Genomic DNA, 10,721 nt, shown 5'->3' on the forward strand with positions numbered 1-10,721 from the left:
GGCCGGGGCGGGGCGGACCGCCGTGCGCGGCCCGTCCCGTCGGGTGGCTCAGCCCTGGGGGTTGATGAGCGCGTCGTACTCGTCGGCGCTGAGCAGCTCGTCGGTGGCCTCGACGCGCACCTTGAACAGCCAGGCGTTCCCGAACGGGTCCGCGTTCACGGAGGCCGGGTCGTCGATGACGTCCTGGTTGATCTCGGTGACCTCGCCGGTCACCGGGGAGTACAGGTCGCTGACCGACTTGGTGGACTCCAGCTCGCCACAGGTCTCGCCGGCGGTCACGGTCTCGCCGACCTCGGGCAGCTGCACGTAGACGATGTCACCGAGGGCGGTGGCGGCGTGCTCCGTGATGCCGACCGTGGAGACACCGTCCGCGGCCGCGGTCAGCCACTCGTGCTCCTTGGTGTACTGCAGGTGCTGGGGGTTGCTCATGGCGTCATTCTCCAGGATGGGAAGCGGGTACGACGAAGCGGGCCGCCGCGCGGACGGCCGCGACGTGCGCAAACGGAAAAACGGGGGCCTCGGCGAAGGCTCAGCGGGCGCGCTTGTAGAACGGCAGCGCCACGACCTGGACGGGCTCGTGCTTGCCGCGCACGTCCACCGCGACGGTGGTGCCGGGGACGGCGTGGGCGGCGTCGACGTAGGCCATCGCGATCGGCTTGCCCAGGGTCGGGGACGGCGCGCCCGAGGTGATCCGGCCGATCGGCTCGCCCTCGGTGGAGACCACGGTGTACTCGGCGCGCGGCACCCGCTTGCCCTCGGAGACCAGGCCGACCAGCACCTTCGGCGGGTTGGTCTCGGCCGCGGCGGCGGCCTGCTCCAGCGCCTTGCGGCCGATGAAGGCGCCCTCGTTGGTGGTCTTGTCGAAGCGGACGACCCGGCCCAGGCCGGCGTCGAACGGGGTGAGGTCGGTGGACAGCTCGTGCCCGTACAGCGGCATGCCGGCCTCCAGGCGCAGCGTGTCGCGGCAGGACAGGCCGCACGCGATCAGGCCGTGGCCCTCGCCCGCGGCGGTCAGCGCCTGCCAGACCGGCTCGGCGTCGGCCGGCCGGCAGAAGATCTCGAAGCCGTCCTCGCCGGTGTAGCCGGTGCGGGCGAGCAGCACGTCGCGGTCGGCCACCCGGGCCGGGAGGATCGCGTAGTACTTCAGGCCGGGCAGGTCGGCGTCGGTGGTCTTCGCCAGGATGCCGGTGGCCTCCGGGCCCTGGACGGCGATCAGCGCGTAGGTGTCGCGGTCGTCGGTGACGACGGCGTCGAAGCCCTTGGCGCGGGCGATCAGCTCGTCGAGGACCAGCTGGGCGTTGGAGGCGTTGGCGACGACCAGGAAGGCGTCCTCGCGCAGGCGGTAGACGATCAGGTCGTCCAGGATGCCGCCGTCCTCGGCGCAGATCATGGTGTAGCGGGCGCGCAGCACGCCCAGCGCGGAGACGAAGCCGACCAGCGCGTGGTCCAGCATCTCGCCCGCCTGCGGGCCGGTGACGGTGATCTCGCCCATGTGCGAGAGGTCGAACAGGCCGGCCTGGGTGCGGACCGCGAGGTGCTCCTCGCGCTCGCTGCCGTAGCGCAGCGGCATGTCCCAGCCGGCGAAGTCGGTCATGGTCGCGCCGAGGGCGCGGTGCAGCGCGTCGAGCGCGGTCAGGCGGAGGGACGACATGGCCAGGAACTCCTCGGTCGGGGCACTCAGGGGTGCACGCGCCGGACCGGACCCGCTCGGGTTCGACCCTGCGCGCGGGCATGCGGCGGCGTGGGTCTCCCCATCTGTCGTCGAACCTGAGAGCTTCACCGCCCACCGCCCGCAGCTGTTTCCAGCTTGGGGGACAGCATGACGGCTTGCACCGTGGGTGGGCGCACGACAGGGCCGGGCGCCGCTTTCCAGATGTGCCTAACCCGTGCGGTAGGGGTGCCTGAGAGATTCCGGGGAGGACTTGCTCCTTCGGCGCCGGCTGTGCCTGAACGGCACTCCGGGCTCTCCCGCGCGGGTTCGAGCGGCCGGTATGGAGTTGTGGGGGCCCGCGGCGCATGCCGTCGGACGGGCACATCATGGCACGTCCGGGACGGCGAGGGGAGAGGGGACCCGGTCACACCGCGCGGCACCCGGGCGCGGGCCCGGGACGGCACCCGGGACCGGGGCCCGCGCGGCACCCGAACACGAGCCCTAAAGGGGAGGGCCCGGGGGCCCTAGACTGCTGCGCGTCGGCGCAGCAGAGGGCGGCCGAGCGGCAGAGGGCGGGATCGGCGGCGCATGGGGTACCCGGTGGAGCAGCAGCAGGAGTGGGGCGGACCGCAGGAGGCGCCGGCGGGCGGTTCCTGGCCGGCCAACGAGCTGGAGCAGGTGCTGACCGCGGCCCTGGGCGACCCGGGCGCGACGCCGAGGGTGATCGAGGTGCTGGCGCGCAGCCAGGTGTGGGTGCCGCTGCCGGCCGGGGCCGATCCGCAGGGGCAGGCGCTGGACCTGCCAACCGTCGAGCTGGGCGGCGATCCGTACGTGCCGGTGTTCTCCTCGCAGGAGGTGTTCCTCCAGCAGGCGCCGGGGATGGCCTTCGCGGTGGCGCCGGTGTGGGAGTTCGCCCGCGGGCTGCCGCTGGGCGTGGGCATCGCGGTGAACCCGGACGCGGCCGTGGGCATCCCGGTGCCGCCGCAGGGGGTCGCCGAGCTGCGCCGCGGTCCGCGCGGGGACCGCTGGGAGGCCGCTGACGACGCCACAGCGCCGACCGGCGGCCGGGTGGCGCTGCGCGAGCCGGTGCCGGGCGAGGACCCGGAGCACTTCCTGGCCGCCTGCCGGGGCGAACTGTCGGCAATGCCGGGAGTGTTGACCGCCCGCAGGGCGCTGGCCAGCATCGAGGGCGAGCCGACCGTGATGTTCGTGGGCGTCCAGCTGGACCCGGCGGCACCGGCCGACCCCGCGGCGGTGAACGACGCGCTCGGCCGAGCGCTGGGAACCGCGCCGCTGCCCGGCGGCGTCCACCTCGTACTGCTCGACCTCGCCGACGACCCGGTGGTCGAGTGGCTGCTCACCCGGGTACTGCCGTTCTATTCGCGGGGCTGAGCGGGGTTCGTATCAAAGGCACGTCGCCGTGGCGGTGGCCGGTGCAGCGCCATAGGGTGCGTGCAGACGGCCGACGGGCCGGCGGGTTGAGGGAAAGAGGCGCGGCGAGGTGGGCGCATGAGTGCGGGAACGGGAGCGGGCGGTGTGCCGGGGCCCTGGGGCCAGGCACCGGCCGGGCGCCCGGGAGCTGATCCCGGCGCGTTGGAGCGCGCCCTGCGCGACGTCGCGCCGGAGCGCTACGACGCGTACGAGCGGCTGCTGCACGCGCTGGCGGACGGCCAGGTCTGGATGCTGCTGTGGCACGGCACGCCGGGCAGCCCGGACGCCCAGTACGGGAACATGGAGATCAGCGGCCACGGCTACGCGCCGGCCGTCACCTCGTCCGAGCAGCTGACCGCCTCCGGCTGGGCGCGGGCCCACGAGGTCATCTCCGGCCGGGAGATCGCGGCCTCGCTCTACCGCACCCGCTGGGGCCTGTGGCTCAACCCGCACGCGCCCGGCGGCGGCGTCGGCGTGCCGTGGGCGGACCTGCGGCGGGTCGCCGCGGGCCTGGACCGGCTGCCGGCCGGGCCGTTGAAGCTGAGCGAGCCGCAGCTGAACGCCCAGTCGTTCTTCGCGCTGCTGGAGCGGCAGGCCGCCGAGGTGCGCGCGGTGCGGGCCCTGCGCCGGGCCTGGGTGCAGCCCGCGGTGGGGGAGCCGTACCTGGCCATCGGCCTCGACCTGTACGAGAGTTCGCCGCCGGCGGTGGAGGCGGTGCGGGCGCTGATGCAGCGTGCGATCGCGGTGGCCCCGGAGGGGCTCGCGGTGTCCACGGTGGCGATGTCGGACGAGTACGACCCGGTGGCGCTGTGGATGCGCGCCAACGCGCGGCCGTTCTTCGACCGGGAGGCGGGCCGCCCGCCGACCGGTCCGTACCCGCCGGTGCCCCCGCCGCCGTACCCGGGGCAGTCGATGCCGGGTTACGGGTACGGCACCCAGCCGCCGGCGCAGGGCTGGCAGCAGCAGCCGCCGCAGCGGCCGTGGCCCGGCTACCCCGGGCGCTGATTCCCAAAACTCATTCCCCGAAGCCGACTTGATTGTCCATCAAGTCGGCTTCGATGCTTTCCGGACGAATTTCCGGATGTGTGCTCCGGTCATCTTGACATGGCAGTTACAGCCATGTGAAGAGGTATATGCCGAAGACCGGGGAGGTGCATGCACGCAGATCACAGTTGGGCATCTGTCGGTTGGCAGGGCTGGCGCAAGCCAGTTCGGATGGCAGAGAGTTCTGCGCAACGCACCGCGCGTGCTTGAACCCCACAAGGGCGAGCGCGCACGCCGACAGTCCGCCCACGCGACGCCCATCCCGCGTGGTGGCAGTGCCTGTGCACGACGCACTGCCGTCAACACCCGCTCCTCCTAAGCACCTCCGCACGTCCGCAGCCGCACCGCCGAAGCCGGCGACCGGCACCCGTGGGCCGGCCACCGTCGGCGAGGGGACCAACTGACCATGACCGCAACCGTGACCACCGCCGGGAACGATCCGGAGGCACCCGCCACCGCAAGCCCGGCCAAGAAGATCGAGGGCCGCTCCCTCGGCCAGATCGCCTGGACCCGCTTCAAGCGGGACAAGGCCGCCGTCGCCGGCGGCGTCGTGGTGATCCTGCTGATCCTGCTCGCCGTGCTCGCCAAGCCGATCGAGTCGATGTTCGGGCTCGACCCGGACGCCCTCCACCAGGACCTGCTGGATGCCGACCTCGGCGGTCTGCCGTTCGGCGACTGGGGCGGCATGAGCTGGGACCACCCGCTCGGCGTCGACCCCCTCCAGGGCCGTGACCTGCTCACCCGCGTCATCGAGGGCTCCTGGGTCTCCCTGCTGGTCGCCTTCGGCGCGACCCTGCTGTCCAACACCATCGGCACCGTGCTCGGCATCATGGCCGGCTACTACGGCGGCTGGGTGGACACCCTGATCAGCCGGGTGATGGACGTCTTCCTGGCGTTCCCGCTGCTGCTCTTCGCCATCGCGATCTCGACCTCGCTCCAGGGCGGCGCGTTCGGCCTGCACGGCCTGCCGCTGCACATGCTGGTGCTGATCTTCGTGATCGGCTTCTTCAACTGGCCCTACATGGGCCGGATCGTGCGCGGCCAGACGCTGTCGCTGCGCGAGCGGGAGTTCGTCCACGCGGCCCGCAGCCTCGGCGCGCGCGGACCGTTCATCCTGTTCAAGGAACTGCTGCCCAACCTGGTCGGTCCGATCCTGGTCTACTCGACCCTGCTGATCCCGACCAACATCCTCTTCGAGGCCGGGCTGAGCTTCCTCGGCGTCGGCATCCAGCCCCCGCAGGCCTCCTGGGGCGGGATGCTCCAGGACGCGATCCGGTACTACCAGGTGGACCCCCAGTACATGGTGGTCCCCGGTCTGGCGATCTTCGTCACCGTGCTCGCCTTCAACTTGCTCGGCGACGGGCTGCGCGACGCCCTCGACCCCAAGAACAACTGACCCTGCGTCACTCGGACCACCCGTCACTCGACGGTGCGTCAGAATCCCTCCTCCACATCCTCAAGGGGTTGATCTCACCCATGCGTAGGTCCCGTACCGTCGCCCTGACCGCGGCGGCTGCCGCCGCGGTCCTGGTCGTGACCGGTTGCACCAGTTCGTCGAAGAACGGAGGGTCCTCCACGGCCTCCGGCTCCGCCGAGGGCGGCTCCGGTGCCAACGCGGCCACCAAGGGCATCGTCAACGCCTCGGACAAGAAGGGCGGGACGGTGACCTACGAGATGAAGGGCACCCCCGACTCGCTCGACCCGGGCAACACGTACTACGCGTACATCTACAACTTCTCGCGTCTGTACGGCCGGCCGCTGACCACCTTCAACCCGGCGCCGGGCGAGGAGGGCAACAAGCTCGTCCCGGACCTCGCCGAGTCGATGGGCCAGCAGAGCGCGGACGGCCTGACCTGGACGTACAAGCTCCGCAAGGGCCTGAAGTACGACGACGGCACCCCGATCTCCTCGAAGGACGTCAAGTACGCCATCGAGCGCTCGAACTACGCGCTGGACGTGAACTCCAACGGCCCGGTGTACTTCCACGACCTGCTGGTCGACAACGCCACGCCGTACGCGGGTCCGTACAAGGACAAGGAGGGCGGCCTCAACTCGATCGAGACGCCCGACGACACCACGATCGTCTTCCACCTGCAGCACCCCTTCGCCGACTTCGACTACCTGGTCAGCGCCCCGGAGACCGTGCCCGTCCCGCAGGCCAAGGACACCGGTGCGGAGTACGTGAAGAAGATCGCGTCCTCGGGCTCCTACAAGTTCGAGTCCTACGAGGACGGCAAGCAGGCCGTCCTGGTGCCGAACACCAACTGGGACAAGAGCACCGACCCGATCCGCAAGCAGCTCGCGGACAAGATCGTGCTCAAGTTCAACATCGACCAGGCCACCATCGACAAGGACCTGCTGGCCGGCAACGCCCAGGTCGACCTGGTGGGCGGCGGCGTCGACCCGCAGACCCAGGCGCAGATCCTGCAGAACCCGAAGCTGAAGGCCAGCACCGACAACGCCTACGGCGGCCGTCTGGTGTACATGGCGATCAACTCCAAGCTCGCGCCGTTCGACAACGTCGAGTGCCGCAAGGCCGTCCAGTACGCGATCGACAAGGTCTCGGTGCAGACCGCGCTCGGCGGTCCGATCCGCGGCCAGATCGCCAACACGGTCCTCCCGCCGGACATCGCGGGCCACCAGGACTTCAACCTGTACGAGACCAAGGACAACAAGGGCGACGAGGCCAAGGCCAAGGAAGCCCTGAAGGCCTGCGGCAAGGAGGGCGGCATCAACACCGTCCTGTCGGCCCGCACCGAGCGCGCCACCGAGGTCGCCGCGGCCACCTCGATCCAGGCCGCGCTGAAGAAGGTCGGCATCAACGCCGAGATCCAGCAGTACCCGCAGGGCAAGTACCTGCAGGACGCCGCCGGGTCCCCGCAGTTCGCGGCCGAGCACAACATCGGCCTGATGATGATGCAGTGGGGCGCCGACTGGCCGACCGGCTACGGCTTCCTCCAGCAGATCGTCGACGGCCGCACCATCAAGCCGTCCGGCAACAACAACCTGGCCCAGCTGAACGACTCCGCCGTCAACAAGCTGATCGACGACGCCGCGATCAACCCCGACAAGGGCGCCCGCGAGAAGATCTACGGCGACGTCGACAAGAAGGTCATGGAGCAGGCGGTCTACGTCCCGCTGACCTACTTCAAGGTCTTCCTGTACCGCCCGGACAACGCCACCAACCTGGTCTCCACCTCGGCGTTCTCGGGTGAGTACGACTACCTGAACATCGGCTCCACCAAGTAAGAGCCTGGCTCCGCATCCCTGAAGGCAGGTGAAGGCAGCGGCGCCCGCCGCCGTCCGGAAGATCCCGGACGGCGGCGGGCCGCCGGAGCCGCCCAACTGTGTTTGCCTACATCATCCGCAGGATCATCGCGGCGGCGATTTTGCTGCTGGTCGTCAGCGTGGTCACCTTCGCGATCTTCTTCCTGCTCCCGCGACTCGCCGGAGAGACGGCCGACCAACTGGCCGCCCAGTACATCGGGAAGAACCCGTCGCCCGAGGCGATCGCCGCGGTCAAGCAGAACCTCGGCTTCGACCAGCCGCTGTACACCCAGTACTGGCACTTCCTCAAGGGGCTGGTCAGCGGCGCCGAGTACACGTTCGGCCCGGAACCGGCCACCTGTCACGTGCCCTGCTTCGGCTACTCCTTCAAGAACCACCTGGAGGTCTGGCCCGAGCTGACCAAGCGGATCCCGGTCACCATGTCGCTCGCCGCCGGTGCGGCGGTGCTCTGGCTGGTCTCCGGCGTCGCCACCGGCGTCGTCTCCGCGCTCAAGCCGCGCTCGATCTTCGACCGGCTCTCCATGGGCGTCGCGCTCGCCGGCGTCTCGCTGCCGGTCTTCTTCACCGGCGCGCTGCTGCTCACGCTGTTCAGCTACGAGTGGCCGATCCTGGACAACCTGCAGTACGTGAACCTCACCGACAACCCGCTGATGTGGGCCCGCAACCTGATCCTGCCCTGGATCTCGCTGGCCTTCCTCTACTCCGCGCTCTACGCCCGGCTCACCCGCGCCGGAATGCTGGAGACCATGAGCGAGGACTACATCCGCACCGCCCGGGCCAAGGGCCTGGTCGAGCGCAAGGTCGTCACCCGGCACGGGCTGCGCGCCGCGCTCACCCCGATCGTCACGATCTTCGGCATGGACCTCGGGCTGCTGCTCGGCGGCGCGCTGATCACCGAGCAGGTCTTCTCGCTCCAGGGCGTCGGCCAGTTCGCCGTCCAGGCGATCTCCGACAACGACCTGCCCAAGATCCTCGGCGTCACCCTGCTCGCCGCCTTCTTCATCGTCGCCTGCAACCTCGTGGTCGACCTCCTGTACGCCCTCGTCGACCCCCGGGTGAGGCTCTCGTGACCGACCTCCAGAAGTCCCCGGCGGACGCCGCGCAGACCCCGTCGGGCGACCCCTTCCTCTCGGTCCGCGACCTGCGGATCCACTTCGACACCGACGACGGCCTGGTCCGCTCGGTGGACGGGGTCAGCTTCGACCTCCACAAGGGGCGCACCCTCGGCATCGTCGGCGAGTCCGGCTCCGGCAAGTCCGTCACCTCGCTGGGCATCATGGGCCTGCACCGCTCCAAGCGGGCCCGGATCAGCGGCGAGATCCGGCTGAACGGCGAGGACCTGATCGCGGCCGGCCCGGACCGGGTGCGCCAACTGCGCGGCCGCGACATGGCGATGATCTTCCAGGACCCGCTGACCGCGATGCACCCCTACTACACGGTGGGGCAGCAGATCGTCGAGGCGTACCGGGTGCACCACCCCCAGGCCTCCAAGAAGCAGGCCAGGGCCCGGGCGATCGAGATGCTCGACCGGGTCGGCATCCCGCAGCCCGACCGCCGGGTGGACGACTACCCGCACCAGTTCTCCGGCGGCATGCGCCAGCGCGCCATGATCGCCATGGCGCTGGTCAACGACCCCTCGCTGCTGATCGCCGACGAGCCCACCACCGCCCTGGACGTCACCGTCCAGGCGCAGATCCTGGACCTCATCCGCGACCTCCAGGAGGAGTTCGGCTCCGCCGTCATCATCATCACCCACGACCTCGGGGTGGTCGCCGAGCTGGCCGACGACATCCTGGTCATGTACGGCGGCAAGTGCGTCGAGCGCGGCCCGGCCGAGACCCTCTTCGACGCGCCCGAACACCCCTACACCTGGGGCCTGCTGGGGTCGATGCCGCGGCTGGACCGGGAACTCCAGGACCGGCTGGTGCCGGTCAAGGGCACCCCGCCCAGCCTGATCAACGTGCCGTCCGGCTGCGCCTTCCACCCGCGCTGCCCGTACGCCGACCTGACCGGCGGGCGCTCCACCGGCGAGCTTCCGGTGCTGGCCGAGGCCGCGCCCGGGCACTTCGCGGCCTGCCACCTGGCGGCCGACGAGCGGCACCGCATCTTCGCCGAAGAGATCGCGCCCCGGCTGTGAGCCCGGCCTCGTACCACCTTTCTGGAGAGAACCGATGACGGACACTCAGGCGGCCACGATCCCGTCGCCGGCACCCGCCCCCGGCCGCGAGCCGCTGCTGAAGGTGGCCGGCCTGACCCGGCACTTCCCGATCCGCGGCGGGCTGCTGCGGCGCCAGACCGGCGCGGTGCGGGCCGTCGACGGCATCGACTTCACGGTCAACGCCGGCGAGACCCTGGGCGTCGTGGGCGAGTCCGGCTGCGGCAAGTCGACCATGGGCCGACTGGTCACCCGGCTCGACGAACCGACCGGCGGGACCATCGAGTTCGAGGGCACCGACATCACCCACCTGGGCGTCGGGGCGATGCGGCCGCTGCGCCGCGACATCCAGATGATCTTCCAGGACCCGTACTCCTCGCTGAACCCCCGGCACACCGTCGGCACCATCGTCGGCGCGCCCTTCAGGCTCCAGAACGCGGTGCCGGAGGGCGGGCTCAAGAAGGCCGTCCAGGAACTGCTGGAACTGTGCGGGCTCAGCCCTGAGCACTACAACCGCTACCCGCACGAGTTCTCCGGCGGCCAGCGCCAGCGCATCGGCATCGCCCGGGCGCTCGCGCTGAAGCCGAAGATGATCGTCGCGGACGAGCCGGTCTCCGCGCTGGACGTCTCGATCCAGGCGCAGGTGGTCAACCTGCTGGACGACCTCCAGCAGGAACTCGGGCTGACCTACCTGATCATCGCGCACGACCTCTCGGTGGTCCGGCACGTCTCGGACCGGGTCGCGGTGATGTACCTCGGCAAGATCGTGGAGATCGCCGACCGGGACTCGCTCTACCGCAGCCCGATGCACCCGTACACCAACGCGCTGATGTCCGCCGTGCCCGTCCCCGACCCGCGCCGCCGCCAGCGCGCGGGCCGCGAGCGCATCCTGCTCAAGGGCGACGTCCCCTCGCCGATCAACCCGCCCAGCGGCTGCCGCTTCCGCACCCGGTGCTGGAAGGCGCAGGACGTGTGCGCGAGCCAGGAGCCGCCGCTGACGGTGCTGGCGACCGGGCACCAGGTGGCCTGCCACTTCCCGGAGAACGCTCCGGAGAAGGCGTCGGCCGACGCCACGGCCTGAGGCCCTCGCACGTACGCAGGAGGGTACCCTCCCCCTGGCCTCCCGTGACAGGCGGCCGCATGACAATCCCC

At 70.8% G+C, this 10,721-nt stretch carries 9 protein-coding genes and 1 riboswitch; of the genes, 7 read left to right on the forward strand and 2 right to left on the reverse strand.

The features are described from left to right. Positions 1–48: 48 nt before the first annotated feature. The gene (gene gcvH, locus ACFVGO_RS06085) at positions 49–429 is read right to left on the reverse strand and encodes a glycine cleavage system protein GcvH (RefSeq protein WP_359901485.1); all 381 of its coding nucleotides are present in this window, start codon (positions 427–429) and stop codon (positions 49–51) included. A 100-nt stretch (positions 430–529) separates the two neighbouring features. Beyond that, positions 530–1,651 carry a glycine cleavage system aminomethyltransferase GcvT gene (gcvT, locus tag ACFVGO_RS06090; protein WP_359901488.1) on the reverse strand — a complete coding sequence of 374 codons (1,122 nt, stop codon included), beginning with the start codon at positions 1,649–1,651 and terminating at the stop codon, positions 530–532. A 228-nt stretch (positions 1,652–1,879) separates the two neighbouring features. Next, positions 1,880–1,981: riboswitch (glycine riboswitch) on the reverse strand. A 258-nt stretch (positions 1,982–2,239) separates the two neighbouring features. Between gcvT and ACFVGO_RS06095 the strand changes: the two genes are divergently transcribed. The 7 genes from ACFVGO_RS06095 (at position 2,240) to ACFVGO_RS06125 (ending at position 10,650) form a co-directional block, all read left to right on the forward strand. Beyond that, positions 2,240–3,043 (forward strand): enhanced serine sensitivity protein SseB C-terminal domain-containing protein, encoded by an 804-nt coding sequence (locus ACFVGO_RS06095; protein WP_359901491.1) that lies wholly within the window; start codon positions 2,240–2,242, stop codon positions 3,041–3,043. Positions 3,044–3,160: 117 nt separating this feature from the next. Beyond that, positions 3,161–4,087: an enhanced serine sensitivity protein SseB C-terminal domain-containing protein gene (locus tag ACFVGO_RS06100; RefSeq protein WP_359901493.1), complete on the forward strand. Its 927-nt coding sequence runs from the start codon at positions 3,161–3,163 to the stop codon at positions 4,085–4,087. A 445-nt stretch (positions 4,088–4,532) separates the two neighbouring features. After that, positions 4,533–5,522: an ABC transporter permease gene (locus tag ACFVGO_RS06105; RefSeq protein ID WP_359901496.1), complete on the forward strand. Its 990-nt coding sequence runs from the start codon at positions 4,533–4,535 to the stop codon at positions 5,520–5,522. An 80-nt stretch (positions 5,523–5,602) separates the two neighbouring features. Next, positions 5,603–7,375, forward strand: a complete 1,773-nt coding sequence (locus tag ACFVGO_RS06110; RefSeq protein ID WP_359901498.1) for an ABC transporter substrate-binding protein — start codon at positions 5,603–5,605, stop codon at positions 7,373–7,375. A gap of 98 nt (positions 7,376–7,473) precedes the next feature. Beyond that, positions 7,474–8,484, forward strand: coding sequence for an ABC transporter permease (locus tag ACFVGO_RS06115; RefSeq protein WP_380359380.1), 1,011 nt, complete (start codon positions 7,474–7,476; stop codon positions 8,482–8,484). Then, positions 8,481–9,551, forward strand: a complete 1,071-nt coding sequence (locus ACFVGO_RS06120; RefSeq protein WP_359901503.1) for an ABC transporter ATP-binding protein — start codon at positions 8,481–8,483, stop codon at positions 9,549–9,551. Before ACFVGO_RS06115 ends, ACFVGO_RS06120 begins: the two co-directional genes overlap by 4 nt. 34 nt (positions 9,552–9,585) lie before the next feature. Next, a complete protein-coding gene (locus tag ACFVGO_RS06125; RefSeq protein WP_380359384.1) occupies positions 9,586–10,650 on the forward strand; it encodes an ABC transporter ATP-binding protein in 1,065 nt (354 codons plus the stop codon). Positions 10,651–10,721 lie beyond the last annotated feature (71 nt).

It is taken from the genome of Kitasatospora sp. NPDC057738, assembly GCF_042798815.1.
Lineage (GTDB): Bacteria > Actinomycetota > Actinomycetes > Streptomycetales > Streptomycetaceae > Kitasatospora > Kitasatospora lactacystinica.